Consider the following 24,461-nt stretch of genomic DNA (forward strand, 5'->3'; position numbering starts at 1 on the left):
GCCCGGGCATGACGGAGATTGTAGAACGATCAGCCGTCCTCAGGAAGCTTCCGTCACTTCACTTGAACAGCGGCGTGCCCGGCACGAAGGCGTCGAAGGCGGCCCAGAACTGGGAGCGGTAGCGGTCCTGCTCCTGGAGGATCTCGTGCTTGGCACCGGCGATCACGAGATGGGAGCCGGCGCGCAAATGATAGGCGAACTCCTCGATCGCCGCGGTCGAGACCACGGTGTCGCTGGAGGCCGCCAGCATCAGGATCGGCTGGCGGATCTGGGAAGGGTAGTTCTTGCCCTTGAAGGTGTTCATGGCGTGGAAGGCGGTATCGGCCCAGGCGACTGTTGGTGACGCGAGCCCGAGCGTCGGATCCTCCTCCAGGATCGCGGCATTGCGCGCATAGCGCACGGGATCGCTGGTCAGCGGATTGTTGATGAAGGGATTGAGCCCGGTGATGTGGTCGCTGCCGCCGGGGACATAGCGACCGCCCATCCCCATCAGGCGCATCGTCTTCAGCAGCGCCCGCGCCGGAAACGAGGTGGCACGGCCGGGCAGGTCGATCATCGGCGCCGACAGCACCATGCGGTCGAACCAGCGCTTGCCCGCATGCGCCACCCGCAGCATCACCGTGCCGCCCATGGAATGGGCGAGCGCGAAGAAGGGCGGCGGGCAATCCGGCAGCACCACCTGCTGCACGAAGGTCTCGACGTCGATCTCGAAATCGGAGAAGTCGCGCACATAGCCCTTGCGCGGATCGCGCAGGCGGCGCGAGGAGTGGCCCTGCCCGCGCCAGTCGATCATCGCCACCGCGAAGCCGCGGTCGCGCAGGTCGCGCACGGTCTCGAAATATTTCTCGATCTGCTCGCTGCGTCCGGTGAAGACGCAGACCGTGCCCTTGCGGTTCGCCGGCGGCGCCCAGCGCGCAAAGCGCAGCTCGGCGCCATCGGGCGTCTTGATGGTGCCGCTGACGACGTCTTCGGGAACGGGATTGGACGGAATCGAGATCAGCGTCATTGGGCGAGAAATGCTGCAAATCAAGGGGCTGGAGCGCCGAAAAGGCGCAACTTGCCGCCCTCTTGAACGCCGTTCCCCTGAACCCATATCACCATGGTGCAGGCCGCTACCAGTGTTTCGGAACCGGAACATCAGGCTGCACACAGACTAAAGCCCGGCCCGATTGGCGGGCGGGTTACCAACAGTCGCTCAATGGAGGACTAGACCATGCGTAGCTACGACCTGACTCCGTTTTACCGTTCCACCGTCGGCTTCGACCGCCTCTTCAGCCTGCTCGATCAGGCTGGTTCGGACGGCAGCCCCGGTTATCCCCCCTACAACATCGAGCGTACCGGCGAGAACACCTACCGCATCACGGTTGCGGTGTCCGGCTTCGCCAAGGACGAGCTCTCCCTCGTCGCGAAGGAAAACACGCTGACGATCAAGGGCGAGAAAGTCGCCAACGAGAACTCGAAGTCCGAAGTGCTCTACCGCGGCATCGCGGCGCGTGCCTTTGAGCGCGCCTTCCAGCTTGCCGACTTCGTGCAGGTGAAGGACGCCTCGCTCGAGAACGGGCTGCTTCACGTCGACCTCGTGCGCGAGATTCCCGAAGCCAAGAAGCCGCGCCAGATCGCCATCAACGCGGGCGCGCCGAAGGCGCAGGTGATCGAGAGCTCGGTCGCCGCCTAAGCACGTCGACAGCCGCCAAGTTGCGAAAACGCCCCGGTGCCCCGGGGCGTTTTTTCGTTTTGCATTGCATCACAGAACGGTGAGGACACGTAACGCCGCGACCACGCGCTCCGTCCTTTGGGCATCGCAGCAAAAACACTACGGAGCACGATCATGTCACTTTTGCGCAGCCTTTTCGTCGCAGCGAGCCTGCTGGCGGCCCCCATCGGCCTTGCTCACGCGCAGACGCCGCAGACGGTGAAGGCGAAGAACGTCGTGCTGGTGCACGGCGCCTGGGCCGACGGATCGAGCTGGTCGGAGGTGATCCCGATCCTCCAGGCCGCGGGCCTGCACGTCACTGCCGTGCAAAATCCGCTGTCGTCGCTTGCGGACTCCGTCGAGGCGACCAAACGCGCGCTGGCCGAACAGGATGGTCCGACGGTGCTGGTCGCGCATTCCTGGGGCGGCACCGTGATCAGCCAGGTCGGCAACGACCCGAAGGTCACCGGCCTCGTCTACGTCGCCGCACGCGCGCCCGATGCGAACGAAGACTTCGTCGCGCTGTCGAAGCAGTTTCCGGCAGGCCCGGCCCGCGCCGGCATCGTCGAGCGCGACGGCTACACAAAGCTCTCGGAAGACGCCTTCCTGAAGTATTTTGCCAATGGCGTGAAGCCGGAGCAGGCCAGGGAGCTCTACGCCGTGCAATGGCCGACGGCCGCCTCGATCTTCGCCGGCCGCACCACGGAAGCTGCATGGCACACGAAGCCGAGCTGGTACGCGGTGTCGAAGAACGACGGCACCATCAATCCCGATTTCGAACGCTTCCTCGCCAAGCGCATGAACGCAACCACGATCGAGCTCGATGCCGGCCACCTCTCGCTGGTGTCGCATCCGAAGGACGTGGCGAATCTGATCCTGGAAGCCGCGGGGTATCCGCGCAGCTGAGCGCGCGATCGCCGCAATGAAAAAGCGCCCGAGCTCTTCGGGCGCTTTTGTTTTGCTCAGGCCTCTCCCCGATGTCGTCCCTGCGAACGCAGGGACCCATAACCCCAGGGAGAAGTTTGGCGAAGACTCGTCGTTCGGGACTCGCACCTCATCCCCGTCGATAGATCACGCGGTATGGGTCCCTGCGTTCGCAGGGACGACACCGAATCTGTAACCCGCACCGTCGCGTCAAATCAGCAACGCGCTAGTCCAGCCCCTGCGCCGCCGGCATCTCCTGCGTCGGCATGATCGTCGGAGCCGGCTTGGCCTGACCGACGGTTGGCGCGGCGGTTTGAGGTGCGGCTTCGGCGGGCTTTGCCTGCACCGCAGCGGTCTGTTGTGCAGGCTGCGCCTGTGGTGCTTGTGCCTGCGGCGTAGCAGGCGCGGCCGGCTTGGCGGCGGCGACAGGCGCCTCGCCGCGGCGCGGGGCGGCCTTCGGCAGCGGCACGGTGCGGCTGGCGACATGGGGGATGGAGGCCGGTGGACGCGGCGGACCGCCGCGGACCATGGTCGGCGGCGGCAGCGCGCTTTGCGGACGGTAAGGTGCAACCGTCGGCACCTCATCACTGGGGGCCATGCCGAAGGCGTCAGCGGCCGGCATGAAGCGCAAAATTCGCCCGTCGCGGGCATCGATCACCAGCCGGCCGTCGTCGCCGCGGCGGTCGATCACCGCGATGGTGTAGACGCTGCCGCGCAGGCGCGGGATGCCGAGCGGCGAGAAGCCGTTGTCGCGCAGCACCGCGTAGACCTCGATCGACGGCAGCAGCGCCGGCGCCGGGCCACGCTCCTCGTAGCCATAGCCGTAGCCGTAACGCGGCGGCGGTGGCGGCGCGGCTTCCGGCGGCCCATAGGGTCCGTCGAAATCCGAGACCGCGATATAGGCGCCCCGCGCAGCGCCGTTGGCCGGAACTTGTGCCTCGGCGGCCGTTGCCACCAGCGCCAGCGTGGCAGCGGCCACACATCCTGTGAAAAACTTCATGGTCGACACGCTCCTGTCAGGCCCCCGAATGTCTCGCGCTCTTTCGCTTCTTGCGGCATGGCGCGCCTTTCGAAGGGCTGATCCGAAGCTTCATTCGGGATTTCGGCGTCGGCAGGGCCGGATCAGGGCGCGTTTGCTTCAAAACCGGGGCCGCGTGCCATGCGGAAAGCGCTGATTGACACTCTGGGAATCGGGACTTCCGCGCGCTTGTGTGATAGACAAAAATTTGGCAAGGTGATGGTTAGGACAGGAAGACTGTCTCAATTTTGCTTGCAGTTCCGGCATACGGATTGCAACGAAAGTCGGTGCTTTCGAGCGCCAGGAAGGCAACAGGCAAAGCCGTTCTCGGGGACGAAGAACGCCTTGGCCTGAATTTAAGAAAATGCGGCTCGCAGCGGTCGAGCGGTGACCCAGAGGCGGGTGCCGCGGAACGCCCAAGGTGCGCCGAAGATAGCGGTGAGGCAGCTTGCCGCATGGAGAGGATTGGAACAATGAACGGGTCGCAATTCGAGCGCGCAAACATCGTGGCAGAAGAACTGTCGGCGACGGTCGCCTCGAAAACGACTGATCCGATTCAGGAACACAATTCGCGCCCGCCGGCTGTAGGTCTGTACGATCCGAGCCTGGAGAAGGATTCCTGCGGCGTCGGCTTCATCGCCAACATCAAGGGCAAGAAGTCCCACGAGATCGTCGCGGACGCGCTTAGCATCCTCTGCAACCTCGAGCATCGCGGCGCCGTCGGTGCCGACCCGCGCGCCGGTGACGGCGCCGGCATCCTGGTACAGATCCCGCACGCCTTCTTCAGCCGCAAGGCCAAGGAGCTCGGCTTCACGTTGCCGGCTCCGGGCGAATACGCCATCGGCGCACTGTTCATGCCGCGCGACACCGCCTGGCGCAATGTCATCAAGAGCATCATCGCCGACCAGATCAAGGAAGAGGGCCTGACCCTGCTCGGCTGGCGCGACGTGCCGACCGACAATTCCTCGCTCGGCGTCACCGTGAAGCCGACCGAGCCCGCCTGCATGCAGGTGTTCATCGGCCGCAACGGCACCGCCAAGACCGAGGACGATTTCGAGCGCCGGCTCTACATCCTGCGCAAGTCGATCTCGCAGGCGATCTACCAGCGCCGCGACCGCGGCCTCGCGGGCTATTACCCCTGCTCGATGTCGTGCCGCACCGTGATCTACAAGGGCATGTTCCTCGCCGACCAGCTCGGCAAGTACTATCCCGATCTGCACGAGGCGGACTTCGAGAGCGCGCTGGCGCTGGTGCATCAGCGCTTCTCGACCAACACCTTCCCGGCCTGGTCGCTGGCGCATCCCTATCGCATGATCGCGCATAACGGCGAGATCAACACGCTGCGCGGCAACACCAACTGGATGGCGGCGCGCCAGGCTTCCGTGAGCTCCGAGCTCTACGGCAAGGACATCAACCGGCTCTGGCCGATCTCCTACGAAGGCCAGTCGGACACCGCCTGCTTCGACAACGCGCTCGAATTCCTGGTGCAGGGCGGCTACTCGCTGCCTCACGCCGTCATGATGATGATTCCGGAGGCGTGGGCCGGCAATCCTCTGATGGATGAGAAGCGCCGCGCCTTCTACGAATATCATGCCGCGCTGATGGAGCCGTGGGACGGCCCCGCCGCGATCGCCTTCACCGACGGCCGCCAGATCGGCGCCACGCTCGACCGCAACGGATTGCGGCCGGCGCGCTATCTCGTGACCAAAGACGACCGCATCGTGATGGCGTCCGAGATGGGCGTGCTGACGATCCCCGAGGACCAGATCATCACCAAGTGGCGGCTGCAGCCCGGCAAGATGCTGCTGGTCGACCTCGAGCAGGGCCGCCTGATTCCGGACGACGAGATCAAGGCCGAGCTCGCCCGGAGCCATCCCTACAAGGAGTGGCTGGAGCGGACCCAGATCGTGCTGGAAGAGCTGCCGAAGGTGCCGACCACCGGCGTGCGCTCCAACCTGTCGCTGCTCGATCGCCAGCAGGCGTTCGGCTACAGCCAGGAAGACATCTCCATCCTGATGACGCCGATGGCCTCCACCGGCGAGGAAGCCGCGGGCTCGATGGGCAACGACACGCCGATCTCGGCGCTGTCGGACAAGGCCAAGCCGCTGTTCACCTACTTCAAGCAGAACTTCGCGCAGGTCACCAACCCGCCGATCGACCCGATCCGCGAGGAGCTGGTGATGAGCCTCGTCTCCATCATCGGACCGCGGCCGAACCTGTTCGACCTGCAAGGCCTCGCCACCACCAAGCGTCTCGAAGCGCGCCAGCCGATCCTGACCGATGCGGATCTCGAGAAGATCCGCTCGATCTCGGACGTCGCCGAGTCGCATTTCAAGTCGCGCACGCTCGACACCACCTTCCACGCCGGTCTCGGTGCTGCCGGCATGGACCAGGTGCTCGACGAGCTTTGCGCGCGTGCGGAAGCCGCCGTCCGCGAGGGCGTCAACATCATCATCCTGTCCGACCGCATGGTCGGCAGCGACCGGGTGCCGATCCCGGCACTGCTGGCCTGCGCCGCCGTGCATCATCATCTGATCCGCGTCGGACTGCGTACCTCGGTCGGCCTCGTCGTCGAATCCGGCGAGCCGCGCGAAGTGCATCACTTCGCCTGCCTGGCCGGCTACGGCGCCGAAGCGATCAATCCCTATCTGGCGTTCGAAACCATCATCGCGATGAAGGACCGCCTGCCCGGCTCGCTCGACGACTACGAGATCGTCAAGCGCTACATCAAGTCGATCGGCAAGGGCCTGCTCAAGGTGATGTCCAAGATGGGCATCTCGACCTACCAATCCTATTGCGGCGCGCAGATCTTCGACGCCGTCGGCCTCAAGGCGGACTTCGTCGGCAAGTTCTTCGCCGGCACCCACACCCGTGTCGAGGGCGTCGGCCTTGCCGAGATCGCGGAAGAAGCGGTGCGCCGTCATGCCGACGCGTTCGGCGAGGCGCAGGTCTACAAGACCGCGCTCGATGTCGGCGGCGAATATGCCTATCGCAGCCGCGGCGAGGACCATGCATGGACCGCGGAGTCGGTCGGGCTGCTCCAGCACGCCGCCCGCGGCAATTCGCTGGAACGCTACCGCGCCTTCGCCAAGATCCTGAACGAGCAGTCGGAGCGGCTGTTGACGCTGCGCGGCCTGTTCCGGATCAAGAACGCGGACGAGGAGAAGCGCAAGCCGATCCCGATCGACCAGGTCGAGCCGGCCAAGGACATCGTCAAGCGCTTCGCCACCGGTGCGATGAGCTTCGGCTCGATCTCGCGCGAGGCGCACACCACGCTCGCGATCGCCATGAACCGGATCGGCGGCAAGTCGAACACCGGCGAAGGCGGCGAGGAAGCCGACCGCTTCAAGCCGATGCCGAACGGCGATTCCATGCGTTCGGCGATCAAGCAGGTCGCCTCGGGCCGCTTCGGCGTCACCACGGAGTATCTCGTCAACTCCGACATGATGCAGATCAAGATGGCGCAGGGTGCCAAGCCCGGCGAAGGCGGCCAGCTGCCCGGCCACAAGGTCGACGCGACCATCGCCAAGGTCCGTCACTCGACGCCGGGCGTCGGCCTGATTTCGCCGCCGCCGCATCACGACATCTACTCGATCGAGGATCTGGCGCAGCTCATCTACGACCTCAAGAACGTCAACCCGACGGGCGACGTCTCGGTCAAACTGGTCTCCGAGATCGGCGTCGGCACGGTCGCCGCCGGCGTTGCCAAGGCACGCGCCGACCATGTCACCATCGCGGGCTTCGAGGGCGGCACCGGCGCTTCGCCGCTGACCTCGATCAAGCATGCCGGCTCACCGTGGGAGATCGGCCTTGCCGAAACCCACCAGACCTTGGTGCGCGAGCGGCTGCGCAGCCGCATCGTGGTCCAGGTCGACGGCGGGTTCCGCACCGGCCGTGACGTCGTGATCGGCGCGCTTTTAGGGGCCGACGAGTTCGGCTTTGCCACCGCGCCGCTGATCGCGGCCGGCTGCATCATGATGCGCAAGTGCCACCTCAACACCTGCCCGGTCGGCGTCGCGACCCAGGACCCCGTCCTGCGCAAGCGCTTCACCGGCCAGCCCGAGCACGTGATCAACTACTTCTTCTTCGTCGCCGAGGAAGTCCGCGAGATCATGGCATCGCTCGGCTTCCGCACCTTCAACGAGATGATCGGCCAGGTTCAGCTGCTCGACCAGACCAGGCTGGTCGCGCACTGGAAGGCCAAGGGCCTCGATTTCTCGAAGCTCTTCGTCAAGCAGAAGGAAGAGAAGGGCCAGAAGATCTATCACTCCGAGCGCCAGAACCATCATCTGGAGGCGGTGCTCGACCGCACGCTGATCGAGAAGGCGACGCCTGCGCTCGACCGCGGCGCGCCGGTGAAGATCGAGGCCAGGATCAACAGCACCAACCGCTCCGCGGGTGCGATGCTGTCGGGCGCGGTCGCCAAGATCTACGGTCATGCCGGCCTGCCGCACGACACGATCCATGTCGGCCTCAAGGGCACCGCCGGCCAGGCGTTCGGCGCGTGGCTGGCGCAAGGCGTCACCTTCGAGCTCGAAGGCGAAGCCAACGACTATGTCGGCAAGGGCCTCTCGGGCGGCAAGATCATCGTCAAGCCCCCCGCCAACAGCGGCATCGTGCCGGAAGAGAGCATCATCGTCGGCAACACGGTGATGTATGGCGCCATCCAGGGCGAGTGCTACTTCCGCGGCGTCGCCGGCGAGCGTTTCGCCGTGCGCAACTCGGGTGCGGTGGCGGTCGTCGAAGGCGCCGGCGATCATTGCTGTGAATACATGACCGGCGGCATCGTGGTCGTGCTCGGCAAGACCGGGCGCAACTTCGCGGCCGGCATGTCCGGCGGCATCGCCTATGTGCTCGACGAGACCGGCGACTTCGACAAGCTTTGCAACATGTCGATGGTCGAGCTCGAGCCGGTGCTGTCGGAAGAGCTGATCAACGCCGGCACCTATAACCACTCGGGTGACCTCGAGGCGCACGGCCGGGTCGACGTGTTCAAGAACCTGCTCGACTCCGACGTCGAGCGCCTGCACGTCCTGATCTCGCGCCATGCCAAAGCGACCGGCTCCAAGCGCGCCGCCGACATCCTTGCCAACTGGAAGGACTGGCTGCCCAAATTCCGCAAGGTGATGCCGGTCGAATACCGGCGCGCGCTGCGCGAAATGGCCGCCAACGCGGACGCCGAGCCGAAAATCGCGATCGGCGCGTAGAGCGATAAGCCCTCATGGTGAGGAGCGCGATAGCTGCGTCTCGAACCATGAGGTCACCAGCGGGGCCTTTCATCCTTCGCGACGCGGCGCCAGTGCGCCGCTCCTCAGGATGAGGGTCTAGCTAGAGAGAAGACGAATTTAAGCGGCAGGGACTTCGGGTTTAATGGGCAAGATCACGGGTTTTCTCGAAATCGAACGGCATGACCGCAAGTACACCCCGGTCGCCGAGCGCGTGAAGCATTACAACGAGTTCGTCGTTCCCTTGACCGAGAAGGAAACGCGCGATCAGGCCGCGCGCTGCATGAATTGCGGCATCCCCTATTGCCACGGCACGGGCTCGGTGGCGCCCGGCACGCCCGGCTGCCCGGTCAACAACCAGATCCCCGACTTCAACGACCTCGTCTATCAGGGCAATTGGGAAGAGGCCTCGCGCAACCTGCACTCGACCAACAATTTCCCGGAGTTCACGGGGCGCATCTGCCCGGCGCCGTGCGAAGCGTCCTGCACGCTCAACATCGACGACAACCCCGTCACCATCAAGACCATCGAATGCGCGATCGTCGACCGCGCCTGGGACAATGGCTGGCTGAAGCCGGAAGTGGCGACCGTCAAGACCGGCAAGAAGGTCGCGGTGATCGGCTCGGGTCCGGCCGGGATGGCCTGCGCGCAGCAGCTCGCGCGCGCCGGCCACGACGTGCATCTGTTCGAGAAGTTCGCCAAGGCCGGCGGCCTGCTGCGCTACGGCATCCCCGACTTCAAGATGGAGAAGGGCGTCATCGACCGCCGCGTCAAGCAGATGGAAGGCGAAGGCGTCACCTTCCACTACAACAGCCATGTCGGCGCTGACGGCAATGTCGATCCGCGCGAGATGCTCAACGATTACGATGCGGTCGCGCTGACCGGCGGCGCAGAAGCCCCGCGCGACCTGCCGATCCCCGGCCGCGACCTCCAAGGCATCCACTACGCCATGGACTTCCTGCCGCAGCAGAACCGCCGCGTCTCCGAGGAGCCGCTCGGCGGCGTCCAGGAGATCCTGGCCGGCGGCAAGCACGTCGTCGTCATCGGCGGCGGCGACACCGGCTCGGACTGCATCGGCACCTCGCTGCGCCAGGGCGCGCTCTCGGTCACCCAGCTCGAGATCATGACCGCTCCGCCCGAGCGCGAGAACAAGGGGCTGACCTGGCCGAACTGGCCCTTGAAGATGCGCACGTCGTCGAGCCAGGCCGAAGGCGCGGTCCGCGAATACGCCGTGCTGACACAGAAGTTTTCCGGCGAGAACGGCAAGGTCAAGAAGCTGCACTGCGTGCGCGTCGACGACAAGTTCAAGCCGATCGCCGGCACCGAGTTCGAGCTCGATGCAGAGCTCGTCCTGCTCGCGATGGGCTTCGTGCATCCCGTGCACGAGGGCCTGCTCAAGCTGCTCTCGGTCGACCTCGACCCGCGCGGCAACGTCAAGGCCAACACGCTCGACTATCAGACCTCGCGCCCGAACGTGTTCACCGCCGGCGACATGCGCCGCGGCCAGTCGCTGGTGGTGTGGGCGATCCGCGAGGGCCGGCTGTGTGCGCGGTCGATCGACACGTTCCTGATGGGGAAGACGGATCTGCCGCGGTAACCACCGCGGCTGGTTCTGCTGCCAGATTAGCAAACGGTGTCATCGCCCGGCTTGACCGGGCGATCCAGCATTCCAGAGACAGTTGTAATTGAAACGATAGGCCGCGGCGTACTGGATGCCCCGGTCAAGCCGGGGGCATGACAGCGGAGTAGGTGGCGAGAGCGGAGCCGAACTAGGCCGCACACGCTCAAACGCGACGCACCGCCGCCTCTAGTTCTGCAACCTCACCCCCACCAACATCACCGTCCCCTGCGAGCTCGACCCCGGCTGGTTCGAGTTCAGGATGTCGTGGCGCAGCGTGCCCTTGATCCAGATGTTGCGGTTGAGCTTGTAGATCAGATTGCCTTCGAGCGAGTAGGTTTTGTCGTTGCGATTCTGGTTTTGGTAGTCGTAGGTGCCGTAGGTGAACTTGCCGACGGCGGTGAGCCAGCGGCGGAAGTCGTGATCGACCTCGATCCCGTAGGTGTGCACCAGCACGCCGGAGGAGCCGGGGACCGTGGACTCCGCGATCTGCGTGTCGGTGGCGAATTTAACCGTGGTCAGGCCGCTCGCATTCCAGATCAGCGAGCCCGCGGTGAGGAAGCCCGCGAGCTGGCTGAGGCGCGGGTCGACATAATTGCGCGCGGTATAGCCGACCGAGATCTCACCGATCAGGATGCGCGAGAACTCGAAGCTCGAGCCGACCTTGGCGTAGCCACCCGATGAATCGCGGAAATAGCCGTTGCGGTCGGCGGGCTGGTCGTGCACGCGACTGTCGCCTTCGATCTCGACGAACGGCTTCAGCCCCGGCTTGAGGTCGTAGGAGAAACGACCGATGCCGCCATACTGGTTGAAGTCGCGGTCGTCGTTGCTGAAGGTCGAGCCGTCGGTCAGCTTGGAATCGGTGTAGGCGGTGCGATCGACGGTGGCGCCGGCGGCCACCTGGAAGCGATTAAAAGTCTGGTTGAAGCCGAGCGTGGTGCCGTAAGCGGCGTAGATCGGATATTTCTGCAGGCCGGCCTGCACGTTCGGGCTGCCGGGATTGTCGGTGGCGAGCCGCAGGCGGAGCTGCGAGGTCAGCTTGAAATCGCGGTCAACGTCGAGGCGGCCGTCGACATGGCCGGTGAAATCGGGGCGGTCGATCTCGACCGGCGACGGCGAGGCGAAGCCGTCGATCGTCGCCGGCATGTTGTTGGTGTAGCCGGAGAACGAGCCGCGCAGATCGGCGACCAGCGCGTGGCGCTCCCAGTCAGACATCACGAGAAGATCGGGCGCGACGACATAGGCCGGCGAGCCGACCGGCTTGTTCAGGCGCGCCGGATTGGTGTCGTAGCCGGCCGAGAGCTCGAGCCCGCCCTTGATCAGGAAGCTGCCGGCATAGTCGCCGACCGCTCCGAACGCATCGTCGTCGGCCTTGAGGCGGCGGCGCAGCGGCTGGCCGGGCACGGTGCCCGCCATCGCCCGCGGCACCGGCGCCTTGTTTGCGGTTTCCGACGGCGGCGGCGCGATGCGCGGCGGCCCGAGCGTCCGGTCCGGCGTTGCCGGCGGCACCGGCGAGCCGGGTCCGACCGGGCGCTTCGGCTTCGGCTGCCCGGGATAGAGCTTTGGCTGCTGCCGCTTGCGGTTGAGCGAGTCGTAGCCGGAGCCGCTGGCGCCGTTAGCCGCCGGCAGGCCGTAGGTCGGCACCTGGCCGACGCGCGAGGTCGCCGGCGCCTGCTGGCGCTTGCGCGGATCGGCATTGGGATCGGGCAGCGCCGGGAGCGCGTCCAACGGCGCCTGCGGCACGCCCCCCGTGCGGCGCGTCGGCAGCGTGTCGGGCGCAGCAAAGCCGCCGCGGTTGGGATTGAACAGGTCGGGCGTGAGGCTCTGGGCGGCCGCCGGCGCGCTTCCGAGGGCGGTCAGCGCAAGGCACGGCAAAGCCGCGCGCAGGAAATGCCCGCGTTTGCTCCGGCCCGTGCCTGGAGGCGCCCCCACGATGTAATAACTCCAACGAAATCAAGCACTTTCACGACGACCTCCGCCGGCGGGCGGGAACCATCGTTAATGGAGTTAAAACAATTATGGTTAATGACCGGTTGAGGGCCTTGGCGCTCTCGTCGCCTCGCCGGTCTGGCCATGCTAAGCAGGCACCAACGGGCGCGCGCCCCTCCTTCCTGGACCTGAACATGTCGAGCTCGAAACCGCTGATGACCCCATCATCCGGCCCTACTCCCGACAGCGTCGAATCCGCGCTCCGCACGCTGGAGACGGAGAGCGGCGGCATCAATGCGCTCGCCGCCGCCCTGCGCGGTCCGCTGGGCACGACCTTCGCCAAGGCGGTCGACCTGATCCGCAACGCCAAGGGCCGCGTCATCGTCACCGGCCTCGGCAAGTCCGGCCACATGGCGCGCAAGATCGCGGCGACGCTGGCCTCGACCGGCACGCCGGCCTTCTTCGTCCACACCGCGGAAGCCGCCCATGGCGACCTCGGCATGATCACCACCGACGACGTCATCATGGCGCTGTCCTGGTCCGGCGAGCAGCCGGAGATGAAGACCCTCGTGAACTATTCGGCGCGCTTCGCGATCCCGATGATCGCGGTGACGTCGAACGCGGCGTCCTCGCTGGGCCAGGCCGCCGACATCGTGATCGAGCTGCCGAAGGCGCGCGAGGCCTGCCCGCACAATCTGGCGCCGACCACCTCGACGATGATGCAGGTCGCGATCGGCGATGCCATCGCGATCGCGCTGCTCGAAGGCCGCGGCTTCACCGCGCTGGAGTTCGCGCATTTCCACCCCGGCGGCAAGCTCGGCGCGATGCTGAAATTCGTCCGCGACTACATGCGCACCGGCGCGGAGATCCCGCTCAAGCCGCTCGGCACCAAGATGTCGGACGCGGTGATGGAGATGTCGGCCAAGGGCCTGGGGTGCGTCTGCATCGTCGACGATGCCGGCGGCATCGCGGGCATCATCACCGACGGCGATCTGCGCCGCCACATGCGGCCGGATCTGCTGACGGCGTCCGTCGACGACATCATGACCAGGCAGCCGAAGACCGTGCCGCCCTCGATGCTCGCCACCGAGATGATCGAGGTGCTGAACACAAGCAAGATCACGACGCTGGTGGTGACCGAGGCGGACAAGGTGGTGGGCATCGTGCACCTGCACGATCTGCTGCGGGCGGGCGTGGCGTAAGCACGCTGTTTCTCGACCCTCACCCTGAGGAGCGCGCCAACGGCGCGCGTCTCGAAGGGCGAGGCCACCGGCCGGGCCTGCATCCTTCGAGACGCGCGTTCCGCGCTCCTCAGGATGAGGAACTAAGAGCGGCACTGCTGCCCTCGCAATGACGGCGGTTAGACCACCGGAAACCGCGCCGCCCTCTCCTCCAGCGGCAGCTTCAGCCCATTCGCCAGGTACGACACCGTGCGGTAGAAGCCGCACAGCAGCATGATCTCCAGGATCTGGGCCTCGTCGTAATGCGCCGACAACGCGGCGAATTCGGCAGCGTCCAACGTCGCGCGGTGATGCAGCGCGTCGACGGCCGCGATCAGCGCCTGCTCGGCCGGCGACCAGCACGGTGACGTCGCATCGCCCCGCGCGGTCGCGTGCACCTCCTCATCGCTGAGCCGCGCCGGCCCAGCGAAGATCGCGACATGCACGCCCCATTCATATTCGCATCCGGTCAGCGCGCAGGTGCGGTCGATCACGATCTCGCGCTGGCGCAATGACAGCGGGCCGGGATCGAGCAGCCCGCCGGCGCGGAACTTGTCCCAGGCGCGGGCGTGGCCCGCCATCACCCGAAACAGCAGCAGCGGCGGCGCGCCGCGCATGACGCGGTCGAACTGCGCCTGGATCTCCGGGGGATAAGGCGGGACAAGCGGCGCGATGCGCGGCGTGGCCTGGGACATCAGCTGTCTCCGTTGCTACAATTATCGTAGCAACACGCTACATTATTTGTAGCACCGCGCAAGAGGGGCCAGGATGGCGAAACAGGCAGCATCAGGGAGCCGCAACGTCCGCGGCTCGCGCACCGGCCGGCCGATCATGGCGCTGCTCGACATCCTCGGCCGACGCTGGAGCCTGCGGATCCTGTGGGAGCTGCGCGACGCCCCCCTCACCTCCCGCGCGTTGCGCACCGCCTGCGACGAGGCCTCGCCGACGGTGCTGCAGGCGCGGCTGACGGAGCTGCGCGACGCAGGGTTCGTGGAGCTGGGCGACGGTGGAGGTTACGGGCTGACGGCGCTTGGGCGCGAGCTGTGCGAGACGTTCATGCCGCTGCACCGGTTTGCGGAGAGGTGGAAGAGGTGAGATCTTCTCGCTTACCCTCCCCTGGAGGGGTCCGAGACGAGCGTAGCTCGCTCGTGGGTCGCTACGCATGCAGCGGAGCGAAATGCGTAGCGGGGCGGGGTGACGGTGCCTCAACAGCCAACAGTGCCCGCGTGGAGAGATCACCCCACCCCGCTCGCGCTTCGCGCGATCGACCCTCCCCCTCCAGGGGAGGGTAAGAAGCAGCTACGCCTCCCCGACCGTCAAATTCGCACCGTCCACCTGCACCACCTTCACCCGCGTCCCGGCCGGCGTATCCGGCCCGGCCACGCGCCACACCGTGTCGCCGAGGCGCACGGTGCCGTTGCCGTCGATGATCGGCTTCTCCAGCGTGAACTCGCGGCCGAGCAATGCCTCGCTTCGCTTGTTCAGGAAGGGGCTGGTGCTTGCGTCCAGCTTCGGCCGCGCGAGCCGGCGCCACACCGGCACGGCGGCGGCCGCGAAGATTGCGAACATCACGAGCTGGATCTGCCACGATACGGCGACAGCAAAGGAGATCAGGCCGACCAGCAACGCGGCGAGCCCGAGCCAGAACAGGAATACGCCCGGCGCCAGCACCTCCAGCGCCATCAGGATGAAGCCGAAGATCAGCCAATTCCAGGTGCCGAGCGATACGAACATGTCGGTCATGACACGACCTCTTTATGCTGGCGTATGCCCTGATCGGAAGACCGGTCCCCACTTTTCCGGGGCATGCGCTTTAAATTGCCGCATGCACTTTTCGAAAGTGCATGCGCTTTGATTACCCCTGTCGCGGCGGCACCGCCGGCGGCGTGGGGCCGGTCGTCGGCACCGAGCCGCCGCGGCGGGCGGCAGCGGCCGCGGACGCCGCGCTTTCGCCGAACGTTGCCTTGGCGATCTCGCCGATGCCGGCGAGCGAGCCCAGCATGCTCATCGCTTCGACCGGAAGCATGATGACCTTCTGGTTCGGCGAGTCGGCCAGCTGCCCGAACGCCTTGATATACTTGTCGGCGATGAAATAGTTCAGCGCGGCGACGTCTCCCTTGGAGATGGCCTCACTGACCATCTGCGTCGCCTTGGCCTCGGCCTCCGCGGAACGTTCGCGAGCCTCGGCGTCGCGGAACGCGGCTTCCTTGCGGCCCTCGGCCTGGAGGATCTGCCCCTGCTTGGCGCCCTCGGCGCGCAGGATCTCGGACTGGCGCTGGCCTTCGGCGGCCAGAATGTCGGCGCGCTTGACGCGCTCGGCCTTCATCTGCCGGCCCATGGCTTCGACGAGGTCGGCGGGCGGCACGATGTCCTTGATCTCGATGCGGTTGACCTTGAGGCCCCAGGGCGAGACCGCAGCGTCGACGACGCGAAGCAGGCGCTCGTTGATCTCGTCGCGATGCGACAGCACCTGGTCGAGATCCATCGCTCCCATCACCGAGCGGATGTTGGTCATGGTCAGGACCGTGATGGCCTGGGTCAGGTTCGAGACCTCGTAGCTCGCCTTGGCGGCATCGAACACCTGGTAGAAGGCGACGCCGTCCACCGTCACGGTGGCGTTGTCCTTGGTGATGACCTCCTGCTCGGGAATGTCGATCACCTGCTCCATCATGTTGATCTTGCGTCCGACGCGATCGAAATAGGGCACGATCAGATTGAGCCCGGGGCTCAGCGTCTGGGTGTATTTGCCGAACCGCTCGATGGTCCAGTCATAGCCCTGCGGCACCGTCTTCACGCCGGCAACCAGCGTGACGATGACGAGCAAAACCAGAACAATCGCGAAAACATCGAAACCGCTCATATTTCCTCCAAGGCGGGAAAGCCCTTTCCCGCGCTGTCATTGGTCGGGAACGTGACCTTACCGGTTCAGCGGTCACCATTTACGTCGGCGCGGAGCGACATTTCCACAAGAAGTACGGAGGCGGAACGATCGCCGATAAGTATTGTGAGAAAGCCCTTGAAAGGGCACGGAGGCAACCTAGCAACGGCCGGTGCCCTAGTTGGACCATGTAAAATTCACCGGCTTCAGCGCGGCGAGCTCGGGCCGCTCCTTTCGCAGCTTCGCCAGTTGGACGGCCGTCGGCCTTGTCTCGAAACTGCGTTGCTGCCCCGGAAAGACGGTCGCAACGTAATACAGTCCGGGGGCGGGAAGATCGATCCTGGGCGTATGCACCGGCACGAATCCCATCGACGCGCCATTCGGGAGATAGGTGCCCGGGCGCCCCGTCGTCGTATAGTTTTGCAGCTCAAGCCCTGTCGTTCCGACCGCGACCGGAATCGCAACAAGGCCGTCCGGAGCAAGGCTGATCCCTCGCGCATTGATCGCGGGAAAACCGTTGTGAACGAACTGGAGATAGTTGATCGTCTCGCTGCCGCCGTTTGCGACCAGGACAATCGCCGTATCGCTCTTGACGGTACCGCCGGCCCGCACCGCTTCCGGATACATGGTCGACGCTACGTCCCCGGTCGTGTTGCAGCCAGCGAGTCCGCAGGCCACGACAGCTACAAGCAACAATCCCCGCATGCAATCGCGCCCGCCCCGTTCGAGCCGCATCGCTCGCGGCAACATCCCCACCGTCATTCTGCCTCAGGAATTCCGGAATCACCAGTTGAAGGTAGCTTCGGCGCCCCTATTCAACCACGGTGTTGGCGAGCGCAAGCAGCGAGGGCGACATGGTCAGCCCCAGCGCCCTCGCCGTCTTCAGGTTGATCGCCAGCTCGAACTTGGTGGGGTTCTGGACCGGCAGGTCGGCTGCCTGCGCGCCCTTCAGGATGCGATCGATGTAGTTGGCGGCGCGGCGGAGCTGCTCGGCGCTGTCGGTGCTGTAGGACATCAGCCCGCCCTCGTCGACGAAGGTGCGGCTCCAGAACACCGCCGGCACGCGGGCTTCACCGATTGCAGCCAGGAGCTGGGCGCGATTGGCCATGGTGAAGAAGTCAGGCAGCACCAAAAGGCCGCCGTCCTTCCGCGAAGCCAGCGCGGCGATCGAGCCAGCGTCCTGAACTGGCGCTGCCTCGACCGTCACGTGAAGCGTCCGTGCGGCGTCCTCGATCGTGCGCAGCATCAGGGGCGCGAACGGCGCGGTGGCTGGATTGTAGACGACGAAGACGCGGGACACTTTTGGCGTGACCTGCGTCAGCATCTCCAGCCATTTGCCGGCGAGCGGGCCGTCGTAATCGGTGAAGCCGGTGATGTTGCCGCCGGGATGAGCGAGGTTTTTGACAAAGCCCTGGCTGACGGGATCGGTGACGACGGCGAACACGATCGGAATCGCCGTGGTGCGCTGGCGTAGCTCCTCGACCGAGGGCGTGCCGACCGCGAGCAGGATGTCCGGCTTGAGCGCCACGAGTTCGTCGGCGAGGCGCGCGATGCGTGCCCGATCGCCGGCGCCGCTGCGCCAATCGATCCTGAGGTTGTCGTGCTCGTTCCAGCCATGAGCGGCGAGCGTCTCGACCAGGATCGTGCTGCGGGCCTGCCCGATCGCGTCATCCGCGGCCGTGACCGAGAGCACGCCGAGCCGCCGCGTCGCGTTCGGCTGCTGCGCCAGCACCGAGGCCGGCAGCGCGGCGATCGTCCCAAGAAGCGCCAAAGTCTCGCGGCGGTTCATGGGACACGCCATCAGATCCAGCCCTGAAGCTCGCGCAGCACCAGGGTGCGGATCACGTCCATGCCGGGATCACTGTCGTTGAGGCAGGGGATCGCGGAAAACTGCTCGCCGCCATTATGCTTGAAGATCTCGGCATTCTCCTGCGCGATCTCCTCCAGCGTCTCCAGGCAGTCGGCGGAAAAGCCCGGCGTCACCACCGCGATGCGGCGCACGCCTTCCTTGGCCAGCCGCTCCATGGTCTTGTCGGTGTAGGGCTGGAGCCACTCGTCATTGCCGAAGCGGGACTGGAAGGTCAGCAGCAGTTTCGTCTCGTCCATGCCGAGCCGGCGGCGCAGCGCATCGGTCGTGGCGACGCAGTGGGACTGATAGGGATCGCCCTTGTCGACATAGGATTTCGGCATGCCGTGGAAGGATGCCACGATCAGCTCCGGCGTGAACGGCAGCGTCGCCAGATGCGTCTCGATCGAGATCGCGAGCGCCTCGATATAGGCCTCGTCCTCGTAATAAGGCGGCGTCACCCGCAGCGTCGGCTGGTTCCGCAAGCGGGCGAGCACGCGGAACACTTCGTCGCAGACCGTCGCCGAGGTCGAGGCGGAATATTGCGGATAGAGCGGCACGGCGAGGATGCGGTCGCACCCCTTCGCGATCAGCGCATCGATGCCCGACTTGATCGAGGGATTGCCGTAGCGCATCGCCCAGTCCACGACGACGTGGTCGCTGTCAGACAGTGCAGCCGCAAGCTTGTCGCTCTGCGAGCGCGTGATGGTCTTCAGCGGCGACTCGTTCCGCTCATTGTTCCAGATCTTCTGATAGTCCAGCGCCTTGGTGCGGGGACGGCTGCGCAGGATGATGCCGTTGAGCACGAACTGCCAGACCAGCCCCTGGTCCTCGATAACGCGGGCGTCCGAGAGGAATTCCTTGAGATAGACCCGCACGCCGGGCGCATCGGCCGTATCGGGCGTGCCGAGATTGACCAGGAGCACGCCGACGCGCCGCAGGCTGGACCGGACGGCGGGCTTTTGCGCTGCGATGGGGGCAATTGTCGTCATGATCAGTTGCGTCGCGCGTTGCTCCGAACTTGTCAAGATGAGGTCGATTTCGCTAGGGTCGCGCCCAAGCGGGGAGGGGCTGATGACACTCGCGGAATTCTGCGTATTGGGAGCGCTGCTGCTTTATCTGGCGACGATCGTCTCGATCAAATGGACGCGGTTTCGCATCTTCGACAATTCCCGGCCGCGCGACCCCGCCTTCTTCGAGGATGCGCTGGCGCAGCGCGCGCTTGGTGCCCACCAGAACGGCATCGAGACCTTTCCGTTCTTCGCCTTCGCGGTGCTGCTTGCCGAATTCCGGGATTCGCCGCAGCGGCTGATCGACGAGCTCGCCGTGCTGTTCCTGATCGTGCGGATCGCCTACGTGCTGACCTATCTCGGCAACCGCCCGACGCTGCGCTCCATCCTCTGGAGCATCGGTTTTGCGATCAATCTCGGGATCTTCTTCATGCCGGCGCTGAAGCGGTTCTTGCCCGTGTGAGGCGGCCTCACTCCGACAGATGCCGCTCCCGCGTCGCAATCAGCGCCCGCATCGATGCCGGGATCGTGACCGGACGATGGGTTTCCTGGTTGGTGTAGACCCACACGATCTCGCCGGTCACCAGTGCATCCGTGCCGTCCTTCAGGAAGATGGCGAGCTCGAAGACGAGGCTCGAATTGCCGATCCGCGCGACGCGTGCGCCGACGTCGAGCTCCCAGTCGAAGCGGACAGGTGCCTTGTATTCGATCAGCGATTTGACGACGTGGAAATCGATGCCGCTCGCCTGCGCGGCCGCATATTGGTCAAAGCCCAGCGCGCGGAAATATTCGGTGATGGTGGTGTCGAAATAGGTGAGATAATGCGCGTTGAAGACGACGCCCTGCCCGTCGATCTCGGAATAGCGCACCCGAAACGGATGAAAGAACCGGAAGTTTTCGCGCGACATTGAATCCCCCGACCATTCTTGTTGATTGATCGATTGAATAGCCGACCGGAGAGAGTTCGGAAAGCCGCCGCTCTCGTGTCCCGGACGCGGTGCAGCGCTATTGCCCTGCTCCGCAGAGCCGGACCCAGAAAGCCACACGCTACCGTAGGGAGAGATGGACCCCGGCTCGGCAGCGCATCGTCGAAGGGACGCTGCGCTGCGTCCGGGGCACGAGAGCGGGGCTCAGAAACACGTCGTCCGCTCGGCGGCGATGTAGCCGAACAACAGGCCCGCGCCGAACAGCAGCACGAGAGCGGCGGCGCCGAATTCGATGCCGCGCATGAACAGCGCGCCGCCGCCGTCGCGCCCGGCGCTGAGGCGGGCGGCGATGTCCTTGGCGGAGACGGCGACGACGGCGATGGCCGCGACCGTAATGGCGGTGCCGAGTCCCATCAGCAAGGTCGCGGCGATGCCGGCCCAGAACAGGCCCTGCGCGAGCGCGAACACCAGCACCAGGATCGCACCCGAGCAGGGCCGGATGCCGACGGTCAGGATCGCAGCGAACCCGCGCCTCCAGCCGCCGGGACCGGCAAGCTCGCTCGGCGTCGGACCGTGGGAATGGCCGCAATGCTCGTCATGGACGTGGTCGTGCGCATGGTGGTGATGGGCCTGGGCGTGGGCGTGACCATGGTCGTGATGATGGTGATCATGACCGTGATCGTGGTCGTGATGATCATGGACATCATGGTGATGGCCGTGATCATGATGGTCATGCGGCACGCCGGCGATCGCCGGCACCGGCTGGACCGCCTGCAGCGCGCGGATGAACGTGCGGCCCTTGACCCAGACCAGCCGCAGGCCGAACAGCGCGATCAGGCCGTAGCTCGCGATCTCGATTGCGCCTTCCGCCTTGCACATGGTCTTGGCGGTCGCGTTCAGCACCCAGGCCGAGATGCCGACGATCAGGATCGCCACCAGCGACTGCATCAGCGCCGAGGCAAACGACAGCGCGATGCCGCGCCGCGCGGTCTCGCGGTTGGCGACGAGATAGGAGGCGATCACCGCCTTGCCGTGGCCGGGGCCGGCGGCATGGAAGATGCCATAGGCAAAGGAGATGAAGAGCAGCGTCCACACCGCCGAGCCGTCGGACTTGGCGGCGCGGATGGTCGCCGACATCTGGCGATAGAATTCCGACTGCTTTGCCAACAGCCAGCCGATGACGCCGCTGGCCTCCGGCTCGGCCGTCTGCGCCGCGCGCGGTGCGCCGAACGGATTTTGCGCGAGGAGATCGTGAAGCGCGGCGTCCGCCACGCTCACAACAAGGAGCACGGCCGCACAGGCCAGAAGCCCGCGCACAAGCGGGGAACGAAGACGACCGATCAAGGGCAATCCACCGTGATCTTGTTGGCGAACATCATGCCGAAATTCGAGTTCTCACCGTTCAGGAAGGTCTGCTCGTTGAGCTTCTGCGCGGTGGCGGAGCCGTCGCTGGGCCGATCGAGCTTCATCTGGCAGCCGGCGGGCGCGCCGACCAGCTTGACCGGATTGTCCTTGGCCATCTGGAAGTCGATGAAATAGGAGCGGTCGAACACTTCGAGCACCAGCTGCTTGGGCTTGACCGGGTTCTTCAGCGGCAGCGTGAAGTGCAGGGTCAGCACGGTATCCTTGTAGTCGAGGAAGTAGTCGACCGGCTCGTTAAAACGCTCCTTCTTGCCGTCGCCTCGCGCGAAGGTGAAGTAGGCGTATTCCTTCAGCGACTCGACATTGGTCTGCGCCAGCGGCCCCAGCTCTTCACGGGTGTAGGCGCCCTTGGTCTTGCTCTCGAGCCCCTGCAGGGCATAGGCCGAGAACATGTCATCAAAGGTCCAGGCGTGGCGGACGCCGGTGATCGAGCCGTCGGCGGCGTAGAGCAGCTCGCTGGTCGCGGTGATCCAGACATGCGGATGCGCCCGCGCCGCGCCGGCTGCGAACGTCATCGCAGCGGCGAGCAACAGGCCGAACAGGGCACGCATGCCCATCAGGCTGCCTTTGCGCCATCGAGCAGGCCGCGCCGGCGGAGCAGCGCGTCGGGCTCCGGCGGGCGGCCGCGGAAGGCTTCATAGGCGGCCTCGGGATCGACCGATCCACCCGAGGAGTAGATGTCGTCGTGCAGGCGCTTTGCCACCGCAGGATCGAAGATGTCGCCGGCCTCCTCGAAGGCGCCGAAGGCGTCGGCGTCCATCACCTCCGACCACATGTAGCTGTAGTAACCGGAGGCATAATGGTCGCCGGAGAAGATGTGGCCGAACTGGGTGGGGCGGTGGCGCAGCGAGATCTCCTCGGGCATGCCGATCTTCTCCAGCTCCTTCTTCTCGAAGGCGCGGACATCCTGCGCGGCGGAAGCCGGCTGGGTGTGGAATTCGAGATCGACCAGCGCCGAGGAGACGAACTCGACCGTGGCAAAGCCCTGGTTGAACTTTCGTGCGGCGAGGAAGCGCTGGAGCAGATCGTCCGGCAGCGGCTCGCCGGTCTGGTAGTGGCGGGCGAACTGCTGCAGCACCTCGGGCCGCTCCTGCCAGTGCTCGTAGAGCTGGGAGGGCAGCTCGACGAAGTCGGTGAACACCGCGGTGCCCGAGAGTGACGGATAGGTCACATTGGAGAGCATGCCGTGCAGGCCGTGGCCGAACTCGTGGAACAGGGTACGGGCATCGTCGGGCGAGAGCAGCGAGGGCTCGCCGTTGGCGCCCTTGGCGAAGTTGCAGACATTGATGACGAGCGGCGCGATCTCGCCGTCGAGCTTCTGCTGGTCGCGTAGCGAGGTCATCCAGGCGCCGGAGCGCTTCGACGGCCGGGCGTAGTAGTCGCCGTAGAACAGCGCCTTGTGCTTGCCGTCAGGGCCCTTCACCTCCCAGACCCGGACATCCGGGTGCCAGGCCGGCACATCCTTGCGCTCCTCGAAGGTGATGCCGAACAGGCGCGTGGCGCAGTCGAAGGCGGCGGCGATCATGTGATCGAGCGTGAGATACGGCTTGATCGCGGCGTCGTCGAAATTGGCGCGCTGGAGGCGGAGTTTTTCGGCATAGAAGCGCCAGTCCCAGGGCGCGAGCTTGAAATTGCCGCCCTCTTCCGTGATCAGCGCCTGCATCTCGTCGCGGTCGGAGAGCGCACGCGCACGCGCCGGCTTCCAGACCCGCTCCAGCAGGCCGCGCACCGCATCCGGCGTCTTGGCCATGGAATCCTCGAGCCGGTAGGCGGCGAAGGTCGGATAGCCCAGAAGCTTGGCGCTCTCCTCGCGCAGTTGCAGGATCTCGACGATGGTGCCGTTGTTGTCGTTGGCATTGCCGTTGTCGCCACGCGCCGTGAAGGCCTTGTAGACCTTCTCGCGCAGGTCACGGCGGACCGAGCTCTTCAGGAACGGCTCGGTCGAGGAGCGCGACAGCGTGACGATGGCCTTGCCGTCCATGCCGCGCTCTTCCGCCGCAGCCTTGGCGGCGGCGACGAAGCTCTCCGGCAGGCCCTCGCGGTCGGCCTCCCCCAACTCCATGAACCACTCCTGCTCGTCGCCGAGCAGGTGGTGGCTGAAGCCGGTGCCGAGTTGGGCGAGCTTCTCGTTGATCTCCGCCATCCGCGCCTTGGCCTCTTCGGAGAGGCCGGCACCGGAACGGTGGAAGCGGGTGTAGGTGCGCTCCAGCAGCCGGAGCTGCTCGGGCGAAAGACCAAGACCGGCGCGGTTCTCGTGCAGATGGGCGATGCGACCAAACAGCACGGCGTTCATCATGATCGGATTCCAGTGCCGCGCCATCCGCAAGGAGACCTCCTTGTCGATCTCCAGGATGGCCGGGTTGGAATGCGCCGAGACGAGGTCGTAGAAGACCGCCGCGACCTTGGTGAGGAGCTTGCCGGATCGCTCCAGCGCCGTGATGGTGTTGGCGAAGTCGGCGGCCGCCGGATCGTTGGTGATCGCCGCGATCTCGGCGGAGTGGTCGGCGAAGGCCTGCTCGAAGGCCGGGAGAAAGTGCTCGGGCTTGACCTCGTCGAAGGGCGGGGTCGCAAACGGCGTCACCCAGGCCTTCAGCAGCGGGTTGGTCTCGGGGTCCGTGGTTTGGCGGGGGTCTGACATCGCAAGTCCCGGTTTTTGTGGCTCGATTGTTGGGGTCAGCTATAGCACGCGATGGGGCTTTTTTGGGCCATTTGCCCTTGCTCCCGGCCGCCTTTTCGGGGAGATTGCGGCCCT

At 65.7% G+C, this 24,461-nt stretch carries 20 protein-coding genes; 7 read left to right on the forward strand and 13 right to left on the reverse strand.

Going from position 1 to position 24,461, the window contains the following annotated elements:
- Nucleotides 1-58: 58 nt before the first annotated feature.
- Nucleotides 59-1,006: an alpha/beta fold hydrolase gene (locus ABIA90_RS33725; protein WP_028148092.1), complete on the reverse strand. Its 948-nt coding sequence runs from the start codon at nucleotides 1,004-1,006 to the stop codon at nucleotides 59-61.
- A 207-nt stretch (nucleotides 1,007-1,213) separates the two neighbouring features.
- Here ABIA90_RS33725 and ABIA90_RS33730 point away from each other — a divergent pair, with 207 nt between their 5' ends.
- The gene (locus tag ABIA90_RS33730; RefSeq protein WP_166349068.1) at nucleotides 1,214-1,675 is read left to right on the forward strand and encodes an Hsp20 family protein; all 462 of its coding nucleotides are present in this window, start codon (nucleotides 1,214-1,216) and stop codon (nucleotides 1,673-1,675) included.
- A 153-nt stretch (nucleotides 1,676-1,828) separates the two neighbouring features.
- Nucleotides 1,829-2,599, forward strand: a complete 771-nt coding sequence (locus ABIA90_RS33735; protein WP_354120770.1) for an alpha/beta fold hydrolase — start codon at nucleotides 1,829-1,831, stop codon at nucleotides 2,597-2,599.
- Between the two features lie 244 nt (nucleotides 2,600-2,843).
- Here the strand turns inward: ABIA90_RS33735 and ABIA90_RS33740 are convergent, their stop codons facing one another.
- The gene (locus ABIA90_RS33740) at nucleotides 2,844-3,617 is read right to left on the reverse strand and encodes a hypothetical protein (RefSeq protein WP_354120769.1); all 774 of its coding nucleotides are present in this window, start codon (nucleotides 3,615-3,617) and stop codon (nucleotides 2,844-2,846) included.
- Between the two features lie 491 nt (nucleotides 3,618-4,108).
- Between ABIA90_RS33740 and gltB the strand changes: the two genes are divergently transcribed.
- Together gltB and ABIA90_RS33750 are read left to right on the forward strand one after the other, a co-directional pair.
- Nucleotides 4,109-8,842: a glutamate synthase large subunit gene (gene gltB, locus ABIA90_RS33745; protein ID WP_071909422.1), complete on the forward strand. Its 4,734-nt coding sequence runs from the start codon at nucleotides 4,109-4,111 to the stop codon at nucleotides 8,840-8,842.
- A 163-nt stretch (nucleotides 8,843-9,005) separates the two neighbouring features.
- Nucleotides 9,006-10,457 carry a glutamate synthase subunit beta gene (locus tag ABIA90_RS33750; RefSeq protein WP_354120768.1) on the forward strand — a complete coding sequence of 484 codons (1,452 nt, stop codon included), beginning with the start codon at nucleotides 9,006-9,008 and terminating at the stop codon, nucleotides 10,455-10,457.
- Nucleotides 10,458-10,667: 210 nt separating this feature from the next.
- Here ABIA90_RS33750 and ABIA90_RS33755 read toward each other — a convergent pair whose 3' ends face one another.
- Nucleotides 10,668-12,410, reverse strand: coding sequence for an outer membrane beta-barrel protein (locus ABIA90_RS33755; protein WP_354120767.1), 1,743 nt, complete (start codon nucleotides 12,408-12,410; stop codon nucleotides 10,668-10,670).
- A gap of 191 nt (nucleotides 12,411-12,601) precedes the next feature.
- Between ABIA90_RS33755 and ABIA90_RS33760 the strand changes: the two genes are divergently transcribed.
- On the forward strand, nucleotides 12,602-13,609 hold the full coding sequence (locus ABIA90_RS33760) for a KpsF/GutQ family sugar-phosphate isomerase (protein ID WP_354120766.1): 1,008 nt from the start codon (nucleotides 12,602-12,604) through the stop codon (nucleotides 13,607-13,609).
- A gap of 158 nt (nucleotides 13,610-13,767) precedes the next feature.
- Here ABIA90_RS33760 and ABIA90_RS33765 read toward each other — a convergent pair whose 3' ends face one another.
- Complete coding sequence (locus ABIA90_RS33765) at nucleotides 13,768-14,322, reverse strand: carboxymuconolactone decarboxylase family protein (protein WP_354120765.1); 555 nt, start codon at nucleotides 14,320-14,322, stop codon at nucleotides 13,768-13,770.
- 73 nt (nucleotides 14,323-14,395) lie between these two features.
- Here ABIA90_RS33765 and ABIA90_RS33770 point away from each other — a divergent pair, with 73 nt between their 5' ends.
- The gene (locus ABIA90_RS33770; RefSeq protein ID WP_259256127.1) at nucleotides 14,396-14,722 is read left to right on the forward strand and encodes a winged helix-turn-helix transcriptional regulator; all 327 of its coding nucleotides are present in this window, start codon (nucleotides 14,396-14,398) and stop codon (nucleotides 14,720-14,722) included.
- Nucleotides 14,723-14,926: 204 nt separating this feature from the next.
- On the opposite strand, the gene ABIA90_RS33775 is transcribed toward ABIA90_RS33770, so the two are convergent.
- The 5 genes from ABIA90_RS33775 to hemH all read right to left on the reverse strand — a co-directional run bounded on the left by ABIA90_RS33775 (nucleotide 14,927) and on the right by hemH (nucleotide 19,343).
- Nucleotides 14,927-15,370: an NfeD family protein gene (locus ABIA90_RS33775; RefSeq protein WP_354120764.1), complete on the reverse strand. Its 444-nt coding sequence runs from the start codon at nucleotides 15,368-15,370 to the stop codon at nucleotides 14,927-14,929.
- A 112-nt stretch (nucleotides 15,371-15,482) separates the two neighbouring features.
- Nucleotides 15,483-16,487, reverse strand: a complete 1,005-nt coding sequence (locus tag ABIA90_RS33780; protein WP_071909416.1) for an SPFH domain-containing protein — start codon at nucleotides 16,485-16,487, stop codon at nucleotides 15,483-15,485.
- Between the two features lie 195 nt (nucleotides 16,488-16,682).
- Nucleotides 16,683-17,132: a hypothetical protein gene (locus ABIA90_RS33785; protein WP_354120763.1), complete on the reverse strand. Its 450-nt coding sequence runs from the start codon at nucleotides 17,130-17,132 to the stop codon at nucleotides 16,683-16,685.
- Between the two features lie 184 nt (nucleotides 17,133-17,316).
- A complete protein-coding gene (locus ABIA90_RS33790) occupies nucleotides 17,317-18,294 on the reverse strand; it encodes an ABC transporter substrate-binding protein (protein WP_354120762.1) in 978 nt (325 codons plus the stop codon).
- Between the two features lie 11 nt (nucleotides 18,295-18,305).
- Nucleotides 18,306-19,343 carry a ferrochelatase gene (gene hemH / locus ABIA90_RS33795; RefSeq protein ID WP_354120761.1) on the reverse strand — a complete coding sequence of 346 codons (1,038 nt, stop codon included), beginning with the start codon at nucleotides 19,341-19,343 and terminating at the stop codon, nucleotides 18,306-18,308.
- Nucleotides 19,344-19,425: 82 nt separating this feature from the next.
- Here hemH and ABIA90_RS33800 point away from each other — a divergent pair, with 82 nt between their 5' ends.
- Entirely contained in the window at nucleotides 19,426-19,824 is a 399-nt protein-coding gene (locus tag ABIA90_RS33800; protein WP_063985710.1) for an MAPEG family protein, read from the forward strand.
- Nucleotides 19,825-19,831: 7 nt separating this feature from the next.
- Here the strand turns inward: ABIA90_RS33800 and ABIA90_RS33805 are convergent, their stop codons facing one another.
- The 4 genes from ABIA90_RS33805 to ABIA90_RS33820 form a co-directional block, all read right to left on the reverse strand.
- On the reverse strand, nucleotides 19,832-20,269 hold the full coding sequence (locus ABIA90_RS33805; RefSeq protein ID WP_354120760.1) for an acyl-CoA thioesterase: 438 nt from the start codon (nucleotides 20,267-20,269) through the stop codon (nucleotides 19,832-19,834).
- 222 nt (nucleotides 20,270-20,491) lie between these two features.
- Nucleotides 20,492-21,637 carry a nickel/cobalt transporter gene (locus ABIA90_RS33810; protein ID WP_354120759.1) on the reverse strand — a complete coding sequence of 382 codons (1,146 nt, stop codon included), beginning with the start codon at nucleotides 21,635-21,637 and terminating at the stop codon, nucleotides 20,492-20,494.
- A complete protein-coding gene (locus ABIA90_RS33815) occupies nucleotides 21,628-22,266 on the reverse strand; it encodes a DUF1007 family protein (protein ID WP_354120758.1) in 639 nt (212 codons plus the stop codon). Before ABIA90_RS33815 ends, ABIA90_RS33810 begins: the two co-directional genes overlap by 10 nt.
- Nucleotides 22,266-24,347: a M3 family metallopeptidase gene (locus ABIA90_RS33820; RefSeq protein ID WP_354120757.1), complete on the reverse strand. Its 2,082-nt coding sequence runs from the start codon at nucleotides 24,345-24,347 to the stop codon at nucleotides 22,266-22,268. Before ABIA90_RS33820 ends, ABIA90_RS33815 begins: the two co-directional genes overlap by 1 nt.
- Between the last annotated feature and the right edge of the window lie 114 nt (nucleotides 24,348-24,461).

Origin of the sequence: Bradyrhizobium sp. LA6.8 (genome assembly GCF_040547935.1) — a bacterium.
Classification (GTDB): Bacteria; Pseudomonadota; Alphaproteobacteria; order Rhizobiales; family Xanthobacteraceae; genus Bradyrhizobium; species Bradyrhizobium barranii.